General features: G+C 39.9%; 20 protein-coding genes. 6 read left to right on the top strand and 14 right to left on the bottom strand.

Features of this window, described 5'->3' with window-relative positions:
* The 3 genes from KTJ10_RS16765 to pcaD all read left to right on the top strand — a co-directional run.
* Window positions 1-312: CoA-transferase (locus KTJ10_RS16765; protein WP_316249918.1), on the top strand; the 312-nt coding region annotated here is incomplete at its 5' end.
* Window positions 313-711: 399 nt separating this feature from the next.
* Complete coding sequence (gene pcaF, locus KTJ10_RS16760) at window positions 712-1,926, top strand: 3-oxoadipyl-CoA thiolase (protein ID WP_262442473.1); 1,215 nt, start codon at window positions 712-714, stop codon at window positions 1,924-1,926.
* A 10-nt stretch (window positions 1,927-1,936) separates the two neighbouring features.
* Complete coding sequence (gene pcaD / locus KTJ10_RS16755) at window positions 1,937-2,716, top strand: 3-oxoadipate enol-lactonase (protein WP_199993452.1); 780 nt, start codon at window positions 1,937-1,939, stop codon at window positions 2,714-2,716.
* Window positions 2,717-2,777: 61 nt separating this feature from the next.
* Here the strand turns inward: pcaD and KTJ10_RS16750 are convergent, their stop codons facing one another.
* The 13 genes from KTJ10_RS16750 to KTJ10_RS16690 form a co-directional block, all read right to left on the bottom strand.
* Window positions 2,778-4,265, bottom strand: a complete 1,488-nt coding sequence (locus KTJ10_RS16750) for an NAD-dependent phenylacetaldehyde dehydrogenase (protein WP_262442472.1) — start codon at window positions 4,263-4,265, stop codon at window positions 2,778-2,780.
* Window positions 4,266-4,298: 33 nt separating this feature from the next.
* Window positions 4,299-5,516, bottom strand: coding sequence for a hypothetical protein (locus KTJ10_RS16745; protein WP_262442478.1), 1,218 nt, complete (start codon window positions 5,514-5,516; stop codon window positions 4,299-4,301).
* Between the two features lie 144 nt (window positions 5,517-5,660).
* The gene (gene tynA / locus KTJ10_RS16740) at window positions 5,661-7,976 is read right to left on the bottom strand and encodes a primary-amine oxidase (RefSeq protein WP_262440753.1); all 2,316 of its coding nucleotides are present in this window, start codon (window positions 7,974-7,976) and stop codon (window positions 5,661-5,663) included.
* Window positions 7,977-8,185: 209 nt separating this feature from the next.
* Complete coding sequence (gene feaR / locus KTJ10_RS16735) at window positions 8,186-9,100, bottom strand: transcriptional regulator FeaR (protein WP_005305971.1); 915 nt, start codon at window positions 9,098-9,100, stop codon at window positions 8,186-8,188.
* Window positions 9,101-9,298: 198 nt separating this feature from the next.
* Entirely contained in the window at window positions 9,299-10,255 is a 957-nt protein-coding gene (locus tag KTJ10_RS16730) for a p-hydroxyphenylacetate 3-hydroxylase reductase component (protein WP_081033373.1), read from the bottom strand.
* A gap of 45 nt (window positions 10,256-10,300) precedes the next feature.
* Window positions 10,301-11,254 carry a PDR/VanB family oxidoreductase gene (locus KTJ10_RS16725; RefSeq protein ID WP_262442471.1) on the bottom strand — a complete coding sequence of 318 codons (954 nt, stop codon included), beginning with the start codon at window positions 11,252-11,254 and terminating at the stop codon, window positions 10,301-10,303.
* Between the two features lie 34 nt (window positions 11,255-11,288).
* A complete protein-coding gene (locus KTJ10_RS16720; protein WP_262442470.1) occupies window positions 11,289-12,026 on the bottom strand; it encodes an SDR family NAD(P)-dependent oxidoreductase in 738 nt (245 codons plus the stop codon).
* A 10-nt stretch (window positions 12,027-12,036) separates the two neighbouring features.
* The gene (locus tag KTJ10_RS16715) at window positions 12,037-12,522 is read right to left on the bottom strand and encodes an aromatic-ring-hydroxylating dioxygenase subunit beta (protein ID WP_087088245.1); all 486 of its coding nucleotides are present in this window, start codon (window positions 12,520-12,522) and stop codon (window positions 12,037-12,039) included.
* A gap of 10 nt (window positions 12,523-12,532) precedes the next feature.
* Window positions 12,533-13,810 carry an aromatic ring-hydroxylating oxygenase subunit alpha gene (locus KTJ10_RS16710; protein ID WP_033847177.1) on the bottom strand — a complete coding sequence of 426 codons (1,278 nt, stop codon included), beginning with the start codon at window positions 13,808-13,810 and terminating at the stop codon, window positions 12,533-12,535.
* A 29-nt stretch (window positions 13,811-13,839) separates the two neighbouring features.
* The gene (locus tag KTJ10_RS16705; protein ID WP_262442469.1) at window positions 13,840-14,373 is read right to left on the bottom strand and encodes a nuclear transport factor 2 family protein; all 534 of its coding nucleotides are present in this window, start codon (window positions 14,371-14,373) and stop codon (window positions 13,840-13,842) included.
* Between the two features lie 4 nt (window positions 14,374-14,377).
* Complete coding sequence (locus KTJ10_RS16700; RefSeq protein ID WP_191109358.1) at window positions 14,378-14,737, bottom strand: IacB protein; 360 nt, start codon at window positions 14,735-14,737, stop codon at window positions 14,378-14,380.
* Window positions 14,738-14,762: 25 nt separating this feature from the next.
* On the bottom strand, window positions 14,763-15,911 hold the full coding sequence (locus KTJ10_RS16695; protein ID WP_262442477.1) for an acyl-CoA dehydrogenase family protein: 1,149 nt from the start codon (window positions 15,909-15,911) through the stop codon (window positions 14,763-14,765).
* Between the two features lie 36 nt (window positions 15,912-15,947).
* Window positions 15,948-17,057 carry an amidase gene (locus KTJ10_RS16690; protein ID WP_262442468.1) on the bottom strand — a complete coding sequence of 370 codons (1,110 nt, stop codon included), beginning with the start codon at window positions 17,055-17,057 and terminating at the stop codon, window positions 15,948-15,950.
* Window positions 17,058-17,206: 149 nt separating this feature from the next.
* On the opposite strand from KTJ10_RS16690, the gene KTJ10_RS16685 reads away from it, so the two are divergent.
* From KTJ10_RS16685 to KTJ10_RS16675, 3 genes are all read left to right on the top strand, one after another.
* A complete protein-coding gene (locus KTJ10_RS16685) occupies window positions 17,207-17,674 on the top strand; it encodes a MarR family winged helix-turn-helix transcriptional regulator (protein ID WP_262442476.1) in 468 nt (155 codons plus the stop codon).
* A 400-nt stretch (window positions 17,675-18,074) separates the two neighbouring features.
* A complete protein-coding gene (locus tag KTJ10_RS16680; protein WP_262442467.1) occupies window positions 18,075-19,424 on the top strand; it encodes a spinster family MFS transporter in 1,350 nt (449 codons plus the stop codon).
* Window positions 19,425-19,525: 101 nt separating this feature from the next.
* A complete protein-coding gene (locus tag KTJ10_RS16675) occupies window positions 19,526-20,782 on the top strand; it encodes an OprD family porin (RefSeq protein WP_262442466.1) in 1,257 nt (418 codons plus the stop codon).
* Between the two features lie 34 nt (window positions 20,783-20,816).
* Here the strand turns inward: KTJ10_RS16675 and KTJ10_RS16670 are convergent, their stop codons facing one another.
* Window positions 20,817-21,560 carry an SDR family oxidoreductase gene (locus KTJ10_RS16670; protein ID WP_262442465.1) on the bottom strand — a complete coding sequence of 248 codons (744 nt, stop codon included), beginning with the start codon at window positions 21,558-21,560 and terminating at the stop codon, window positions 20,817-20,819.
* Between the last annotated feature and the right edge of the window lie 3 nt (window positions 21,561-21,563).

Genomic DNA, 21,563 nt, shown 5'->3' with positions numbered 1-21,563 from the left:
GACTTGGCAAACTGGCACACGGGAGCACCGGATGCGATTCCTGCAGTAGGTGGTGCGATGGATTTAGCTGTGGGTGCCAAGAAAGTATTTATCACTACAGACCATGTGACCAAACAAGGTGAACCGAAGATTGTGGCTGAGCTGAGCTATCCGGTGACAGGCAAAAAATGTGTTGACCGAATTTACACCGACCTGTGTGTGATTGACGTGACCAAAGATGGTTTAAAGGTAATTGAGAAAGTTGAAGGTCTTAGCTTTGATGAGTTACAGGCTTTAACGGGTGCAACTTTGATTGATGCGACTCAAGGGTAAGTTTAAACAGCAGTAACTATCGTGACAGGCGACATGGATGTCGCCCGTTGGACAGGGAGGCAAGGAAGCCTCCTCTGTTCAACAAAAGTTTTTGTTACTTTTGACCTTTCAAAAGTAAGGTATCGCTTATGCAATAGACCTATGGATATCACAGTAAATTACAGCCGTGATGTTATCCGTTGATATGAAAATTTATAAATCATCACAACGGAGGCTTACCTGTTTAAGCCAGATACCACCAGCTAATTCGTGTCACTTTTTTAAAAAAGTAACCAAAAACCTTTGTTACTCAGACACAACATCCCTGTTGTGCTGAGCAACGAGGCGACATCCATGTCGCCACCGCGAAATACCTACGGAGAATGGCTAAAAGGCCTGAAGTAAAGGACAAAAGTTAGAATGAAAACCGCTTATATCATCGATGCGATCCGTACTCCATTCGGCCGTTATGCCGGTGGCCTTGCTCCTGTCCGTGCCGATGACCTGGGGGCTGTGCCGATTAAAGCTTTAATCCAACGTAACCCGAATGTAGATTGGGAACAGGTCGATGATGTGATCTACGGCTGTGCCAACCAAGCCGGTGAAGATAACCGTAATGTTGGTCGTATGTCAGCACTGCTTGCAGGTTTACCATACCAAGTACCAGCAACGACTATTAACCGTTTGTGCGGTTCTTCACTCGATGCCATTGCCATTGCTGCCCGTGCCATCAAGGCAGGTGAAGCGAATTTGGTGATTGCCGGTGGTGTAGAAAGCATGAGCCGTGCACCCTATGTGATGGGTAAGTCAGACAGTGCTTTTGGCCGTAGCCAGAAGATTGAAGACACCACCATGGGATGGCGTTTCATTAACCCTAAACTTAAAGAATTGTATGGTGTAGATACCATGCCCCAGACTGCCGAAAACATTGCTGAACAGTTTAACGTCAATCGTGCAGATCAGGACCAGTTTGCCTTGGTGAGCCAACAACGCACCGCAAGCGCGCAAGCCAAAGGCTTTTTTTCTAAAGAAATCGTGGCAGTTGAAATCCCTCAGCGTAAAGGTGATGCTGTTGTGATTGATACCGATGAACATCCTCGTGCATCAACCACCCTTGAAGGTTTGAGCAAACTTAAACCTGTGGTTAAAGCAGATGGCACGGTCACTGCGGGTAATGCTTCAGGCATTAACGATGGTGCAGCAGCTCTACTGATTGCTTCTGATGATGCAGTTCAGGCTTATAACCTAAAACCACGTGCCAAGATCATTGCTTCAACAGCAGTGGGTGTAGAACCACGTATTATGGGCTTTGCTCCGGCACCAGCGATTAAAAAATTACTTAAACAAGCCAACCTGACTTTAGAGCAGATGGATGTGATTGAGCTCAATGAAGCTTTTGCTGCACAAGCTTTGGCAGTGACCCGTGATTTAGGTTTGCCAGATGATAGCAACAAGGTAAATCCAAACGGTGGTGCCATTGCATTGGGCCATCCACTTGGTGCGTCGGGTGCACGCCTCGTGACGACAGCCTTGAACCAACTTGAGCAAACAGGTGGCCGTTATGCCTTGTGTTCAATGTGTATTGGTGTGGGCCAAGGCATTGCTTTGATTATTGAACGTGTTGAAGCACTTTAAGGAGAAACAAATGCCATCTTTTCAATCTGCCGATGCACAAATTAACTATCAAACTTTTGGTGAGTCATCTTCCCCTGCTTTGGTATTTTCCAACTCTTTGGGCACCAACTATGGCATGTGGCAAAAACAGTTTAATGAGTTAAAAGATCAATTTTTTGTGATCTGCTATGACACTCGTGGTCACGGTTCGTCATCTACCCCTGACGGCCCATACACTGTAGAGCAATTAGGTGAAGATGTTGTTCGTTTACTGGATCATCTGAATATTAGCAAAGCTGCTTTTTGTGGTATTTCTATGGGTGGTTTAACCGGTCAATGGCTGGCGATCCATTATCCTGACCGTTTTAGTCATGTAGTTGTGGCAAATACTGCCGCTAAAATTGGACAAGAACAGGCATGGCTTGACCGTGCAAAATTAGTACGTGAGCAAGGTTTACAACCGATCGCAGCTACAGCAGCCTCGCGATGGTTTACAGATCCCTTTATCCAAAGTCATGCTTCAATCGTCAACAACCTATGTAACGACTTAAGTGCTGGCAGCGCAATGGGTTATGCCAATTGTTGTGAGGCTTTGGCTAAAGCGGATGTCCGTGAGCAGTTAAAAGACATTAAAATTTCTGTATTGGTGATTGCTGGAACTCAAGACCCTGTAACGACTATAGCAGATGGTGAATTTATGCAGCAACGCATTCCACAATCACAACTTGCAGAAATAGATGCCTCTCATATTTCCAATGTAGAGCAACCAGAAGCTTTTAATAAAATCCTAAAAGATTTTTTATTAGGTTAATTTAATGATTCAAAAAAATGGCCTTTATAGGCCATTTTTATATCTCATAGAATCTTTGAACTTAATACCGAATCATCACCGATTTTAATTCAGTGTAATCTTCAATAAATGCATCTGAAAACTCTCTGCCAATTCCCGAAGCTTTTACTCCGCCAAATGGAACTGAGGGATCTAAGAACGTATGCATATTGACCCACAAAGTCCCTGCTTCAATTTTAGGAATTAAACGCAATGCTTTAGATAAATCATTTGTCCAAATACTTGCGGTTAAACCAAAGCGCGACTGATTCATAAGTTGAATAAGTTCTTCGTCAGTGTCGAACGGCATTACACCAACTACCGGACCAAAGGTTTCCTCAGAAAATAAAGGATCATCTGTATTTTTAAAGGAAATTAAAGTCGGCTGTACAAAATATCCTGTCTGATCTAGAGCCTCACCCCCTGCAATAATCTGGTTGTTGGCTTTAGCCATATCTAAATAATGTTTTACTTTATAAAAATGTGGCTGATTCGAGAGTGGACCAAACATACTTCCCTCATCCATAGCCGATCCAATTTTGAAATCAGAGAGTGCTTTCGAGAGTTTCCCGACAAGTTCATCATATTTTGTACGGTGTACAAAAAAACGCTCTGGGGATGCACAAACTTGACCCTGATGCACAAAAGTTGCTTGTAATAAAGTCGGTAAAATCTCATCAATATTTGCATCAGCCAAAACAGCTATGGCATTTTTACCGCCCAATTCTAGACTTACACGGGTTAAATCGCTGCTCATCGCGAGCTTACCAATGGCAATCCCAGTTGGTACTGAACCTGTAAATGAGACTTTCTTCACGAGCGGCGATTCAATTAAATATTGTCCAGTCTCCCCCTTGCCTGTCACTACATTAATTACGCCAGCTGGAATACCTGCCTCGATGGCAAGTTCAGCCAAACGTAATAAAGATAAGCTGGCAAACTCACTTGGCTTAAGCACAATGGTACAGCCCGTTGTTAAAGCTGAACCGATTTTCCAAACGCCAATCATCAGTGAGAAATTCCATGGCACAATCCCTGCAACCACACCCACTGGTTGTCTTAAAGTAAAAGCTGTATATTTTTCACCTTGCATAGAAGGAATAGAAGGCTGCATGGTTTGACCATTAATTTTGGTTGCCCACCCTGCAAAATATCTTAAGAAAATAACAGATTGTGCGACTTCAAGATGTCTTGAAATATTGATAAGTTTTCCAGTAGACAACGACTCAAGCTGTGCAAGTTCTTCACCATGTTGCTCAATTAAATCGGCTAGCTTATTTAGTTTAACGCCACGTTCATATGGCGTAGTTTCAGCCCAAGCATTTTGAAAAGCATGTTCAGCACTTTTAACGGCGCTTTCGACATCTTGTTGACTACCAATACTAATTTGAGCAACCACTTGTTCAGTCGATGGATTCACAATATCCACTTTATCTAAATGCTCGGCAGCAACTAACTTTCCATCAATAAAATGTCCATGTTGACGTGCCATAAATTGTTGCACGCTTTGTAAAATCTGAACTTCACTCATTTTTATTTCTCTCAATTCATTTAAAAGGATCTATTAATAGATGTATTGCAAAATTAACTGCGCATAGACATTGGTTTTGTCATCGTAGTTTTGTGTACCACCACTATGGATATCGTGTTTCGGTTTATAGAGTCCCACTAAAGGAATAACATTGAGTTTTTTATTGACTGACCAGACCGAAAAGACATCCAGTTCATGTCCATCTACATTATTTAAAAACTTATTTACTGTTTTGAACTTATAAGCCAAAGCACCCAACATAAAATTTTCTTTTAGATTCATACTGTAAGAAATTTGATGAATATCGGCATTTTTATTGAATGGCCCTGCATAGTTTCCGGCAACTTCGCCTTGAAACCACGTGCCAAAGCCGACAGTATTTCCATAAAACATAGGGTCGTATTGGTCTGAAAAATGGCTAAAACGGTAGCCTAATGAAGGTGTATATTTTGAAGATAAAAAGTTATAGTTCAGTGCCAAGTAGCCAGCATTTTCTTGGCTATCTTTTTTATCTTGCACCACAAACTCAGTTTTGAGCTGTAATTCTGGTAAAGGTTGATAATTCAAACGTAAAGCATAGTTTTTAAGATCTTCACGCCCTGAAACCTTTTCAGCATCTTTAAGATCTAATACATTTAAATAGGTAAACCCAATGCCCTTATCTTTAAGCTGATACATCAGATCAGTCACAAACAGTTCAGGTGAAAATTGTGCTTTATTGTCGGACTTTAAATAAGCCAGCTTTAGCGTTGTATTTTCCTGCGGTTTGTATTGAAGCAAACTTGTAAAATCAAAGCTTCGACGAGCTGCCAGATAATATGCCCCGCCCCGATCTAGTGTGCCCTCCGCAGGTGCTTTACCGAGATTTAATGCATCACCCGCAATAAAGAACCCATCACCAATCATGATATTTTGTCGACCGATACTTAAATCATAGGTCATCAACTCATCTTTATTGGCGCCATCTTTAAAACCAATGATCCATTCATTTACATCTGTTTTACGTTCTTTGCCATTACTATTTTGACCTGCGTCACCATCACCAAATGTTGCCGAGCTAATACCGCTCAAACTTGCATAGAGCTGATTGTTTTTAAAGGTGTATTGTCCTTTAGCACCATATTTAAGATGACCTTCTTGCCAATTAATTCTTTCATCCTCTAGATTTTCGCCGTTATAGCTTTTACCACTACTAAAAGCTCCAAAAGTTGCTTCAAAAGTTGGCTTAATTTCAAGCTCACCGGCATGCACAGTTGAAAAAAATGAGACAAAGAGAGTCCCTCTCACAACCTGAGAAAATAAATTTTTCATTGAGAAATTCCTTTTTTGCGAACGGCCTAACCGTGCTCAAGTGTGGGTAACCGATTCATTACCCACTCTAGATCATTTACTCGTTTAGTGATGGTCGTGCTGTGTGTTTTGCTCTTGTTCACCCAAATTTAAAGTCGGGGTGCTGTCAAAGAAGTTCCAAGGTTTGATGAGTGTATTCACCCATTCTGTTGGCATGATTGGCCACTCTTCAGCACGTGCTACATGGGTTGTACCTGTTGTCATCCACACCACAAGGTCTTTATTTTCGATATTTTCATTGTTTCCAATGAATTGTCCTAACCCTGTATCATGAGTTGAACGGTTTGAATATTTCCCTTCAGGGTAGCGTTCGTCTGGATTGTACTGAGTCACCCAAATTTGCTTATCCATAAAGTTCAAACGTTTAAATAACCATTCATCTTTAGAAAAATTAGCTCCTTTAGCCACAGGGTGTGTTCCACCTGCAAATGGAATCAATTGGTAAGAAACCGGATTACCTAATTTATTTTCCTTGTTGAAATTCGTGAGTAATCGAATGGTAGATGGGTCAAATTTTTCAGCTGCATTTTGTTCATTAGTAATGACTTTACTATCGATTTGCATTGTGCTTGTACGAGCACCACCTTTGTCATTGGCTTTCACCACAGGGTCCATATGCATAAAGCTGTTGTTTTCTCCATCTACATCCATGTCTAAGCGGAAGTTATAGATGTGCTGATGCGTTGTACCCACAATATTATGGTCAATTAAAGTGCCATATTTGGTGTCTTCTTTTGCACTACTGTCATGCATAGTACGTGATTTAACGCCTTTAACAGCTTCAATACCTGTAGCACCTGCATTAATTCCAATTACACCATTTTGGGCAAATACCCAGTCAAACATATAATCGTAGTTTCCAACCGTACTAATCCAGCGAATGACAAGTTCACGGCGGGCTTCACTGGCATCTTGATTGCCAAAAATTTCGTGATGTTTATATTCAGGTCCAGCATAACGTTCAAACACAGCAATGGCATTTGGAATTACTTGTGGCTGGCCTTTGTAGTCTGCAATCACAGCATCAAGTAAAACAGCGTTGTCAGGTGCATCTGTTCCCGGAAGAATAGATGAGGTAAGTGTTCCCATACCATATTCGCCAGAGTCTAAATAGGATTTGAAGTACCATCCAATATCAGGGTCACCATATGGAACCACCATTCCACCAAGGTTACCTTCATACATAACTTTACGTTTAACGCCTTTATCTTTATAGGTCACCGTTGAAAGCTGTAAGCCAACACGAGAATCTAATGCCACATGCAAACACCAGTTCCCCCAATGTATAGTCTGACCAGTAATGCTAAAGTTTTTGCCCTCAGGTTCAGTAATATTGAGTGGTTTTAGCTTATTTGGTACTGGCTTATTCGACATATAAGGTCGATTTGCCATTGGTACAGGAATGATGGCACCTTCTTCAATCTTAATAATTTTTTCTTTATCTAAATCGACTACAGCAACTAAATTTTCAATAGGATGCGCCCAGTAGTTACCATCCCCTACATCTAGGTAAGCAACGACTTTTAATATATTAAGTTGTTTATCCAGACCATCTTTACCGCCAAAATATCCAACAGTTAGTGGAGTAGCAATCACTTTCTTCACATCGGTAATGCCACGTTTGCGTAACGCGTCTTGATATTCTTTACTCGTCTCAATTACACGCTGTACGGCTTCAAAATTATCGAGCAACACCATTCCATGAGTGTCTTTAAGTACATTCCATTTTGTGACTTGTTGAGTGTTAAGATTAACTTCACCTTCAATCGCTTGACTCCCCTTTAACAAAATAAATGAGGCAATACGATCTTCTTTAAATTCTTTGTGATTGATGAAGTAGTCCCAAACTTTTGCTTTTTCAGGCTCTTTAAGTTTTAACTCAGCAAAACGCATATTTTTATAGGCATATTTTGAGCGGTTAATCACATCAAATGTCTTTTTAATTTCATCGGAATTTAAGCTATTGAGTGGATGAAACGTATTTTCAATTTTAAAGGTTTGATCTAACCCAGACTGGAAAACTTCATTAAAAAAATCTTTTCCAATAACTGGTTTACCATCTTTGACTAATAAAGGGACACTGAGTTTAAAAGGTTTGCCATTTATCAAAACCTGATCTGAATTGGGTTTGGCCCGAACCACCATAGAGCCTTTGGTGATCATATAAGTATTAGTAAAATCGTCTTTGACAACTTTAGCACCTTGCTCACTCATATTTTGATAAAGTGAGACCATTTCGGCCTTTCCACCATGAGCAAACGCTTGAGTATTGAGTCCCCAAAAGCTTGCAGCGATTGATAAGTTAAGTGCCAGTATTTTTTGTATGTCATTCAATAATCGTTGTTTACGCATTGGTTTCATCCTTTTGATCTATCCCTGAACTATCTGAATCAGACAGTTAAAATGCACTTTCCTGTGAGTGAAATTAATTAGATTAACTTAATAGTTTTATGATTATTAAGCTTATCTAGCCTGCTCTAATGAATTTAATTTCAACACAGTTACATAGGGCTAGCTTGTTCAAGAATGACGTCGAACTTGTCTAAAAATGACATTGAGAGATGAAAGTTTTAAACCGAGATACCCTCTCTAAATTCTTTAGGAGAAATACCATAGGTCTTTTTAAATATTTTTGAGAAATGAGCGCCATCCCAAAAACCCCACTTCAAGGCGATTTGGGTAATCGAGCTTTGTTTATTTCTTTTATCAAGCAAATCTGCTTTGACTTTTTCTAGGCGTTTGAGCTGTATATATTTGTTAATCGATAATTTTTCTTGAAGAAATAGACGATAAAGATGACGTAGAGATACCCCAATGTGCTCTGCAATTAATTTAGGTGTTAAATCTGGTTTTGCTAAGTTTTCTATAATATATCGCTCAGCTTTTTCCATTAGATTATTGGAGCTATTTATATTTTTATAATTGATTGTGGGTTTGATTAAGGCGATCAGCGCATCTTCAAAAGCATTGCCATCTTCAGTTGCATACCAAAGTTTAATGTTTTCAGCAGACATATTTTTCAAAATATTCTTGAGTAAAAAACCACTCATATTTTGCGTAATGAGCTTTCCAAAATATTCAGTACTAATATTTTCTTTCAGTAATTTTTCACGCGACAGGTGCACTGAAATCTGGCTGACTAATCCCTGCGGATACATCGAAATGGTTTCGACTGGATCGACCAACACAATATCGCCTTCATTTAGGCTTAAAGTTTCATTTTTATACTCGAGCAGCATTTTTCCCGAATACTGCAAAATCAAAAAACAAAAACGGTTATTCACTCGATCAATTTCATCGGCTTTACGGACAATTTTATTGGCATTGTTTTTGATAAAAGCAATTTCGGTATCACCCAATAAAAAGCACTGAACTTCACCAATGAATAAATTACGGGTTCCGTCAAAATCGGTTTCAAAATTGCCGCACACACTTTTAATATGGTGCGTCCATGTGAGTAATGCATCACTTACATATTGGTTCATCCCTTACCTCTCTATACATGTGCAACCGCTCAAGCTTTTGCTTCTGTGGTGGTGCACTGTCTTGGCTTATTTGCAATCTTGTTTTATTGATAAACAAATTGTGTGCCAAAAATTCCTTATCCTTGGAATTGTTTTGATGATAGTCAGCTAGATGTAAAGAAGCTGATAAATCAATTTAATTTATCAGCTTAATGGGACTTATGCTACTCCTGCAAAGTCTCGCAGCATGGTAATAAAAATATCCTTTTGTTCCTCAGAATACTTTTTAAACACCTCATTTTGGTGGCTGTCGGCAATATCAAATAAATACTGCGCTGTTTGTTTACCCTTTTCGGTCAATGCATACAAATTATCGTGGTCAACCAATAACCCTTCAAATTTTAAGATTTCAGCCGACCTTTCAACTTCTTGCATTGGCATAGCAATATCACGCGGTAAATCTTCCTTACTTGAAGCAGTACCACTGGCCAAAACGAGCAAAAGACGTGATTCACTGGTACGGAAACCCGAAGCCATTTGCTTAGGGATATAGTCGGTTTGATAAGCTTTAAAAGCACGACTCATCAAATAGCAGACATTATTATATAAGTGCCCATAATGTGTTTGATCTACGCCGTTCTCTTCAGTTTGTTTAACTTGAAGGCTCGGATGCGGCATGACACAAGAATATGCGCCTTGATGGTAGACCAACGGGCTTCGGCCTTGGTCATGGAAACGAACCACTTTGCCAACAATAATCCAGTGGTCACCACCTTCAATCACTTGATAACGTTCGCACTCAAACACCGCAGAACAATTTTCTAAAATGGGAGCGCTTCCTGCACCAAGTTGAAAGTTTGTGTCTGCAAATTTATCAATATTGCGTCTCGAAAACTTATTAGACAGCTCAATTTGCGTGCCTGATAAAATATTGACTGCAAAATGTGTCGCTTCTTCAAATACTGAAAAACTTGACGATTTTTTATCAATGCTCCACAAAATAAGCGGTGGATCGAGTGACACCGAGTTAAAACTATTTGCGGTTACACCGACTTTCTCACCTTGTGCATTTTGTGCGGTAACAATGGTAACGCCTGTTGCAAAATTTCCTAATGCCCGTCGGAACTGTAGTGGATCGACCGTAAACTCATCTATTTGTTGTAATACATTCATCATCTTTCTCCTAAACCTTCTCTTACATCCATATAAATCGCGAGAGCATTAGATATCTAAAACTAATCTCGATGTTTTAGAGCGTGAACAGCACACCAATATTTGCTCATTGCTGGCCTTTTCTTCATCAGTAAAATAAACATCTCGATGATCGGGTTCGCCTTCAATCACATCACACATACAGGTTCCGCATACGCCTTGCTCGCAAGACATTTCAATGTCGATGCCTTCTTTAGCCAAAGCCTGCAAAATAGTTTCGCCAGCTTCAACCATAATGATTTTTCCACTACGCTCAGCCACCACCTCAAATGAATCTCCAGAAGTATCTGTTTCAACTTGGAAATATTCTTTGTGGATTTGCTGTTCAGGAAAATCGTGAGTCGTGGCAAGGTTAATCACCCAGTCCATGAAACCGACTGGACCACAGGTATAAATATGGCTCTCAAGGTCAATATCTTTAATGGCAGATTCAAAAAATGCTCTGTGGCTTGCACCTTCCGATTTAAAATGGAAGGTTGTGTATTTTGCTAACTCACCATTTTTAATTTCATCAACAAAAGCACAGTTTTCAGGGCTAGCGCCACAATAGTGAAGCTCGAACGATGCACCTTCATGTGCAAGTTGATATGCCATCGTTATTAACGGCGTAATCCCGATTCCACCGCCAATCAAGACACTGTGTTTGGCTTTTAAAAGTGGAAATAAATTTTTTGGCTCACTGACCTGAATTTGCATGCCATCTTTAATTTCATCAAATGCAGAAATCGATCCCCCACGTGATTCAGGGTCACGTAAAATTCCAAGGCGAAACTTTCCTTCGTGATTTGGATTTTGGCAAAGTGAATACTGGCGAACCATACCATTTGGTAAGTGCACATCAATATGCGCACCCGCTTCAACTTTTGGTAATGCAGCAGAAGTTGCAGATTCAAATTCCATGACTGCAATATTTCCACCTTCTACATGGCGATTTTTAACGACAACATCATAAAGTGTAGTCATGATTTAACTCCCTTTTCATGCCTAAGCTTGTGGCTTAGCGCATGAATAAACCACCGTTAATATCCCATGTTGCACCAGTCACAAACTCCGCATTTGGACTCGCAAGCAACCCACAAGTTTCAGCAATAAAATGCATACTTCCTAAGGCTTTAACCGGAATATTCTGGATGAACTGTTCCATTTTTTCGTCTGGCACCACGCTATGAACAATTGGTGATTCCATCGGTCCCGGAGCAACTGCATTGACCGTTACCCCTTTTGCCGCAAACTCTTTGGCAAAAATTTTGGTTAACGTCACAATCGCGCCTTTGGTTGCCGCATAGTGTGCACCTGTTGCAGTACCACCGTTTTGTCCTGCTAACGACGCCATATTAATAATGCGTCCATAGCCTTTTTTAGCCATATATTGGCCAATAATTTGGCAAGCCTGAAAGGTGCCGCGTTGGTTGACTTGGGTCACCCAATCAAAATCGGCTGCGGTAATTTCTAATACTGGCGTTGCTTTAGTGACGGTAGCATTATTAATTAACACATCAAGTTTAGAAAATTTCTCTTCAATCCATTGCACCGCTGCATGAAAATCTGCCTCAACTGAAATATCTAATTTCAAGGGAAACATATTTTGGGCATATTGACTTTGAGCCTTGGCATTTTCGGCTTTTTCAAGCGTACTTGCCGACAAAATCACTTGATGGCCTTGGCTTGCAAAATATTCAGCAATCACATTACCGAGTCCAGAAGCAGCACCTGTCACTAAAACAACCTGTTTCATGTTACCGCTCCTAAAGAATGTAGCTAATACCAGCTAAGGTATCGGTTGAGTTAACCAAGTTAATGATTTTACGGTTAATCTTAAAACCTGTAGTCGCATCACGGGTTAGATGGTATGTAATATCGGCCGTGTAATGCTTGAGGTTTTCTTTACGGAATTCACGTAAGTTTTGAGCACAGCGTAAAACGATTTCATCATCTTGATCTTGAATCACTCGTACACGAGAAATGCTACGCACAGTATTTGCTTTAGGCGCGGTAGAAATCGCTTCACCATTTTCAAGACGCTGTACACGTAAAGTACGCATATGATTATCGTCATAGGCATAATTTAAGTTGTTTTCGTAGTCCGTTAGGTTTGGGTCAATTGGAATGATATAAACCCCTTTTTCATTCCATAAATTAAGCCATTCACGGTACTCGCTGTGGTCTAACATATCTGCTTCGGCCCAGATGAAAGCAGTGACTTCATTTAATAATTGCAGATTCATATTCATTGCTCTCTCCTTAAGCCGTCATCATCTTTTTCCACTGCTGATATGCTGCACGCATACCTGTTTCAGCACTAACATCACTTTTTAAGCCATCTTCGGTTTTGACTTCGCCCGGTAAACCGCGGTTGAGCATAATCCATAAATCATTACCCGCATTGGCACCGTGTTGTACGCGCTCCCAAGCTTCTGAGTCATCTGGCGTACCAAAACCAAATGGACCTTGGAAATGTTCATGCAAACGTAAGCGATATTGGTTGGCAATTTGCGGGCCACCATCCATCGTAATCACCGAGTGATGAATTTCTGTTTCAGCAACTGAAATTGGCTGTAACACACGGAAGAACGCCATCGAACATGCAATATTCGGGAATAAATTTAAGTTAAAGCCAGAACCACCAACTGCTCGAACAATACGGCGTACTTCTAACTCTTCATGGCCTTCGTCGCGCAAAGCTTGAGCCAAGTCTTCGAAACGCTCTTGAATTGGACGTTCCATGAGTTCTTCGTCTAAATCGACCAGTTCAGGAATCATCACCATGACACTGTGACCGTTTCCTAAGTCTTCAACAAAGCCCGGTTGGTTTTCGAAGTTAAAGAGCTCTTCGGTTTTTTCATCTACAGAACTTAAGAATGACTTGTGTACTAATGGAAAGTGATAGGCATCGGTGGTATTTTCAAGCTGAATTTTCCAGTTACCCGGAAAACGGAAACGGTGTTCACCCAACACTTTAATTGGATAACCCGCACCTTGTTTCATAAACAGGTCAATCCATTTTTTTGCTGGCCCAAGGAACTCTTCAAGCGGTTGAATGTCTTCTTTAAATGAAGCGAAGATCATGCCGTTATATTCTTCTACCCGTAGACTCACCAGTGGTAATTCTGATTTATCTAAACAATCGCCGTAGCTTTCCGGAGATGGCACACCACGTAAACTACCGTCAAGTGCATAACTCCAACCGTGGTATGGACATACAAAACTGTTGGTTTTTCCTTTTTTATGTTCGCATACGGTTGCTGCACGGTGACGACAACGATTTAAAAGTACATGGACTTTCTTTTTACGGTCACGCACCACAACCACAGGCTGTTTACCGATATTAATGGTTTTATAGCTTCCACCTTCTGGAATTTCACTCGCATGTGCAACCCACACCCAAGTGCTATAAAAGATTTTTTCCATTTCTTCATCAAAAATGCGTTCATCTTTATAAAGAGAAGTATGGGCACGGTCACTTTGAACTAAAGCATCGTAATCAGTGCCAATGTTATGCGTCGGGATAATACTGTTCATATCAATAGTCCTTTTAAATATGTCCTAGGTCATTCTTGGGAAGGTATCGGCAATTCAGCTTCACTGTGCCAATGCGATACGGGACGACTGAAAATATTCTGTGTTTGGAAATGTTTAATTTTCCATGTTCCATCTGCTTGCTTTTGAAACTTCACATTGAGCTTTGCTGTATTCAGATGACTACGGCCATCTTTAAACGTTGAAGTCTGCAACATCAGCCATGAAGCATTTGCATCATTTTGATTTACATAAATTTGTTCTGAATTTACAAAGTGTGCATTCATAACAAAGTGAGATTCTTTTTGGGTATAACTTTTAAACATGTCGTAAGTCGACTGCCAAGAATCATAACGGCCAAAGGATTTGGCATATTTCTCGCCAACACCTTCCCAAATACAGTCTTGATCAAAAAGATTCATCAGCTCGTCAAGGTCTGTATTTGCATTGAGCTCGTCGCAGATTTCCATATAACGGTTCAGACAGTTACGGATAGCGTTGTGCGCTTCTAACTGTTCTAGTCGCTCTATGATTTCTGCAATATTCACTTTGTCAGTCATTGTCATTGCCTTAACGTTGAATAATCAATTCGCGCCCAACACGAGCTTCAACTTTGCAATATTTCCAAAGTTTGTATGGCCCTTCACCCACCACAGTAGTTCTAAACAAGTTACAAGCCACGTGTACGGTTTCAATATCCGGAACATCTGCAAGCAAGTACGTAGTCCAAGGCCAGCCAGCACTTGGGCCAACCATGCTTTGGTCATCATCAAGATTTCCAAAAACATGTACGCCCGGTAAGTCATGAATGCCATTCCACATTTCACCAAACGCTGCCCAAACTGCTTTTGCTTCAGCAGGTTCTGCATCAAAAAAGTTTTGGTTAATACCCATGCAGAACAAAACGCGTAATGATTTTTTAGCTTCCATCTCAATATCCTTTTAAAAATTAAACTTATAAATAACCTGGGGTTGGCTTTAACCCGAAACTGATTGAGCCTGCATTTTGTAAGGTCGCATCGCCCATAAAAGCATGCTGAGTGACCACGTTGGTGTCATTCACAAAACGGCTAAATGGATTGTTGGTATAAATTGCTGTCATACCCGCGAGCATTTGCATTTTTCGGGTCACTTTGGCGCAAACTCGCGCTGCATGGGTACATGCCAAACGCATATCGCTAATTTGTTCAGCAGTTGCTTCACGACCAGCAATAATTTCATTCCAAACAATATCCATGGTTTGATAAAACCAAGACTTTGCAGCCTGAAACTCAGCATCAGCTTGAGCGAACTCATATTGAGTCACTGGGCGGTTTGCAATTTCTGACCCGCCTGTAATCGATGCTTTACCCGGGGCTAATTTTTCAAATTCTTCTAATGCGGCAGCTGCAACACCAATACCCACCACGGTTAATACTTGCGTAGCTAAAGACAGTGATGGATATTTAAAAAATGGCTCACTTAGTTTCGAAGGTTCACCACGTACAAAGGTCCATTTCTTTTCGACCAATACATCTTCGACGACTAAATCATGGCTTCCTGTACCTTTTAGGCCAACGGTGTCCCAAGTCATTTCGATTTTTGCTTTTTTGGCAGGCATCACTGCCATGCGTGGTAAGCCTTGCATTTCATTGTTTTTAAGCGGTGAAATCCCCACACCAACAATGTCCGCTCCCATACAACCGCTTGAGAATTTCCAACGCCCACGAACCACTACACCTTCATCGGTAATTTCAGCTGGTTGAGGTGGAAAAATACCTCCGGCAAATACGACATCTGGTCCGTTTTGGTACAACTCTTTAAGTGTTTCTTCAGGCAAACTTCCTAAATACGCAGGACTCATACCGAAACTTGCCACCCAACCCACTGAACCATCAGCTTTAGATAAAGTTTCGATCAACTCACAAAACTGACGTGGTGAGCATTCGTCACCACCAAAACGTTTAGGCACCAATGCACGGTAAACGCCAATCTGTTTAAGTTTTTCGATAATGTCTTGGCTCACATATGCCTGATTATCAAATTCACCTGTACAGGCACGCTCACGAATTTCTTGACACAAAGCGTCTAAGTCAACTGCTTTGTCTTGAAAAGCAAACTCCATTTTAGACAACTTATTCATTATCTAACTCCTTGTAATTTATTGCATTGCATCAATAAAAAATTTAGCTATTGCACATAATTGCTCATCTTTTTGATGCTTTGATACGATCTGTAGACCCACGGGTAACCCGTCACTGGTTTCAAGTGGCACTGAAATGGCTGGATGTCCTGATAAATTAAATGGTCGAACTAAACCTGTAAGATTCAAAAAAGCGACCGTGTTTTCAGCTTCAGAAACTTTCGGTGGAATTTGTGGAAGTGTCGGTAGAACCAATGCATCATATTTTTCTAATAAAGCATCGAGTTCTTGGACGAGTTGCTCTTTCACCGCTTCCGCTTGTTTTACTTGCTCTAAAGTGGTGTGTGCCGCTTTTAATAAACGACCATTTACATCAGAACCAATTAAGCCGGTTTGAGTTAACTCACCAAAAGCTTGCCAATTTTCATAATTAATAATCTGCATGCCTGCATCATAAGCAGCTTCAAAATGTTCAACTTTTTCTAAAGTGGTCTGTAAATTGGCTTTTTGAAGTGCTTGATGAATACAGTTCCAAACAACCTCATCTGCTTTTACATCGAGAACAGCAATTTTTGGTGCGCTAGTACATTGAATAGGTTTGAAAGTTGGATCAATAATTTGCATGGCCTTTTCAATCATCTCGACTGAATTTGCAAAAGGGCCAACACAATCTAAAGAACTTGACGGCGGATATACGCCTTTTCTGCTCACACGACCAAAAGTTGGTTTTAAACCAAAAACTCCGCAGCACGCAGCGGGCATACGGATAGAGCCGCCAGTGTCGGTACCTAGAGTAAAGTCAGCTTGTTTAGCAGCAACTGCCGCAGCCGAACCACTCGAAGAGCCACCTGGAATAAGTTCAGGATATTTAGGGTTGATGGGTGTACCAAAAGCATGGTTAATGCCTGTAATACCGAAAGCCAATTCGTGCAAATTTGTTTTCGCAAGAATTTCACAGTCTGCTTTTAAAATGTTTTTAACCACCTCAGCATCATCTTGAGCAGGTTCAACATTTAATAAAGCTCGACTACCAGCTATGGTTTTCAGACCTTGAATATCAATTGTGTCCTTGACCATCACCTTGAGCTTGCCACTTCCTTTGTGCACGCTTTGGCTAACAATATTCATTCACTTTTCCATGTATTTTTATTCATTAATCAAAATATGGGAAAATTTAATGGAATTGTCAAGTATTTTTTATAATTTGTTCTCAAGGAAATATGCAAAATTTTGTTTATAATAGGATTACCCTTTTTTCACTAAGTTATTGCTTAGCTATGCTTGATCATTTAGAACAATTTCTTCCTAATAAAGAACCGTCGAGTATTCAAAATTTCCCTTTTTTTTGGGTTTCCCAAGTGAATGGAAAGTATTCACAACTGATTGAAAAATCAATAAAAAAGCTAGGTATTGATAATACGCGTCGTAAAATTATTTTAAGCACTAATGCCCTTGGGGAAGCCAGTATCACCGACATCGCCAATCTTTCTACTTTAAAGTTAACGACGGCAACCAAAGCGGTATATCGCTTGGTAGAAGATGGAATTGTCGAGGTCTACTCTTCTACTTCCGATGAACGCATCTCGATGGTGAAATTAACTCCCAAAGGTGTTGATCTGGTTGAACAGATTAATCAGATTAGTGTGGTTACCTTGGCAGGCATCCTTAACGCTTTTTCAGAAGACGAGCTACATAATTTAAATCACCAGTTAAAAAAATTATTTGACCTGATGCCATCCAGTTAAATATTTCTCATTATGATAAATTAGCTTTCTTAGAGCAGTTAAAAATTTCTTTTTCTATAACTGCTCTTTCGTTAAAACAATAAAAATAAATAAAATCAATTTTTTATATCGCAAACTTATCTATATATAATTACTTAACATACTTTTTAGGTATTCTAACATACTCAATAAGTAATGGAATTTTACATATAAAAAGAAAATAATAATTCCATGATCTTGAAAATCCCATTAACTCCTAATTGGGTTTAGACGCACTCTTCCGGTCTGTACGAGACCAAATTACTCATTTCTAGCCTATTTATTATTCTTATCTAAAAGGGGGAAATATCGAAAACTTTAGAGGAATAATAAAAGTTAGATATCAATTTCTTTAAGCGTTTTATACATAAGGATTAAGTGTATGAACCAAAGTAATATCGCTGTTGAAAGGACACAGAAGAAAAGCAATGCATATGCATGGTATGTGGTCATACTTTGTATGGTGGCATATATATTTTCATTTATTGACCGCCAAATTCTGGCACTGATGATTGAACCCATCAAAGCAGATCTCCAACTTTCAGATACCCAATTTAGTTTGTTACATGGCCTCGCCTTCTCACTGTTTTACGCGGTGATGGGTTTACCATTAGCCTACATTGCCGACCGTTTTTCACGACCAAAACTAATTTCAATCGGGATTATTGTTTGGAGTCTGGCAACAGCAACTTGTGGTTTAAGTAAAAACTTTATTCAACTGTTCTTAAGCCGTATGGCGGTAGGTGTCGGTGAAGCGGCTTTATCTCCAGCAGCTTATTCAATGTTTAGTGACATGTTTAGTAAAGACAAACTAGGCCGCGCTGTTGGGGTCTATTCAATTGGCGCTTTCTTAGGTGGAGGTATCGCCTTTTTAGTTGGCGGTTATGTGATTAACCTGCTTAAAGGCGTGACACTCATTGAGGTTCCTTTATTAGGTGCCCTTAAAGCATGGCAAATTGCCTTTTTAGTGGTGGGTTTACCCGGCATTATTATTGGTTTGCTCTTTATCCTCACCGTTAAAGACCCTGCACGTAAAGGCCAGCAACTCAACCAAAATGGACAAGTTGACCAAGTTAAATTCACACAATGCCTTCAGTTTATTAAAAAACATTCGAAAACATTTGCTTGTCATTATTTAGGTTTTACCTTTTATGCAATGGCACTCTATAGCCTAACTAGCTGGACACCTGCATTTTATATTCGTAAGTTTCAACTCGCGCCGACTGAAACAGGCTATATGCTTGGTACCATTCTGTTAGTCGCAAATACATTAGGCGTATTTTGTGCAGGTTGGCTAAATGACTGGTTTATTAAAAAAGGTCGCCAAGATGCACCGATGTTCACTGGTGTAATTGGTATTGTTGGACTGATTATTCCAATTGCATTTTTTACCCAAACAGATCAACTCTGGCTTTCAGTTAGCTTACTGATTCCTGCAATGTTCTTTGCATCTTTCCCTCTAGTAATTTCAGCAACTGCTTTGCAAATGTTAGCCCCAAACCAATTTAGAGCACGCCTTTCTGCCCTCTTCCTTTTGGTGAGTAACTTAATTGGGCTCGGCATTGGTACAACATTGGTGGCCATTATCACAGATAAAGTTTTTGGTAGTCCGTTAATGGTGGGTTCTTCTTTATCTATTGTAGGTGGTCTGTCGTGTGTACTGGCTCTAATTCTGCTTTTTAAAGGCTGCAAATTCTTTAGTGAAAGCATCAAGGTTGAAAAATTAAATTAATAGGTCTCACCAAATGTACTCTCTAACTAAACGCTTAGAGAGTACCAAAATACTCAAAATTGCGTAGTGCCGAGGATTGGCATACATCTGGAAAATGGATTATGGAATTATTTCACCGTTTTAAACCACACACTTTAGCTGTTGCCACTTTATTACTGATGTGTAGCAACTCATGGGCCGCAAATCCAAATCAGCAAACTGAAGATGAATGGAAATTCACTTTAAAAAATGCCTATATCAACCGTGATTTTGATAATGATGTACTTAAAGATACTGGTAGTTGGTCTCAGGCAGCATCATTATTTTATAAATCGAAAATGCATGACACTCCATTAGTCATAGCAAACAAACCAATTACGATTGGGGCAGATGCTTCTGTTCAATACGCCGTGCGCTTAAGTTCAGACAAACATGTTGCGGATACAGTTTTGCCTTTTAATAAAGAAACGCAATCTCAAGCATCTGACTATCTAAAATACGGCGCGACCTTAAAGCTAGGTTATGACAAAACACTTTTAAGTGTCGGTGAACTCTGGCTAGATTTACCTGTAACGGCTGTAGATGCTAGTCGTCAGTTACTCACTTCATATTGGGGAACCAATTTAAAGTCACAACTTTCAGATCAGCTCTATGCTGAAATTGGCCGAGTGGAAAAAGTGTCGCCAAGAAATGAAGAAGACTTTAAAAAGTTTTCTTTCACATCAAATGGAATTACCAAAGAATCTGATGGCTTGAACTACATTGACCTGCGCTATCAATTTACGCCGTCTTTAAAGGGCGAATATTACTTTGGTAATTTGGAAGACCTCTACAACAAACACTATGTGGGTCTGGAACATACGTGGAAACAGCCAAGTTTTGCACTCACCTCTAAGTTTAAGTACTTTAGTGCAAAAGATGACGGCAATACCTTTGATATTGATGCAGAAAACATTGGATTACTTGAAACCGTTAAATTAAAAAACCATACCTTTGGTTTGGGTTACCAACAAATTATTGGAGAGTCGGCTTACCCGCTACCAGATGGCTTCTTACCAGAAACTTATTTTATTAACTGGAATGCTACGGGCTTCTTTAAAGAAGATGAAAAGTCTTACCACGTCATGTATGGCTATGACTTTAAAGACTATGTACCGGGTTTAAATGCGATGGTGAAATATGTTTACGGCAATGACTTTAAAGCAGCCAATGGTGAAAAGAACCATGAAACCGAGTCTAATGTGATTTTAAACTATGCATTTCAACAGCCATTCTTAAAAGGCGTGGCTCTGCAATATATTCGTATTGATTACAAGGTTAAACACGGCAATGACTTTGGTGAAGACCGTTTATTTGTTAATTACACCAAAAAGTTCTAAATAAATATTACCCCCTAATTTTAGGGGGTATTTTTTATCCTAATTTATTGACCAACTTTAAAGGCAAAACCTTCATGGCAATACTCATGGGTAACCACGGCCACTGTGGCACATAAGCTTTTACAGGTTGCTTTTCGATCGCTTTGACTAAAGCTTTACATCCTGTTTTGGCATCTACTTCAAAAGGTAAATGTTTAGCACCTTCATTCATTTCAGTGCGAATGTAACCTGGGAAAATGGTTGAGACTTTAATTGGTGTATCCAGTAATTCAGCACGAATACCTTCGGCCAAGTGAGCGACCGCAGCTTTACTTGCTGCATAGGTCGATAAATGTTTTGGTAATCCACGCATCGCACTCATGGATGACATCACCACCAAATGACCTGCATTTTGCGCTCTAAAAATTTCAACTGCTGCTTCACACTGTGCTAAAGCAGAGATAAAGTTTGTTTCAGCCGTGGCTCTGTTAATTTCAAAATTACCTTTACCAATACGGCGGCCATTGCCGACTCCCGCATTTACAATAATTCGGTCTAAATAGCCAAATTCTTGTTCAAAAGCGCGAAATACTTCAAAAATCTGATCGTAATGAGTTACATCCAGACTTTTTGCAATTACTTTTATACCGTACTCATTTTCAAGTTCAGTTTTTAAATCTTCCAATCTGTCTAAACGGCGTGCACAAATCGCCAAGTTATAACCTTTGGCTGCAAATTCATGCGCCATACCAGCGCCTAAACCAGAACTTGCACCTGTAATTAAAATTGTCTTTGCCATGCT

Source organism: Acinetobacter sp. WU_MDCI_Abxc222, assembly GCF_025514755.1.
GTDB classification, from domain to species: Bacteria; Pseudomonadota; Gammaproteobacteria; order Pseudomonadales; family Moraxellaceae; genus Acinetobacter; species Acinetobacter geminorum.
The sequence above is the reverse complement of the archived record's forward strand: the minus strand, read 5'-3'. Positions and strand labels throughout refer to the sequence as shown.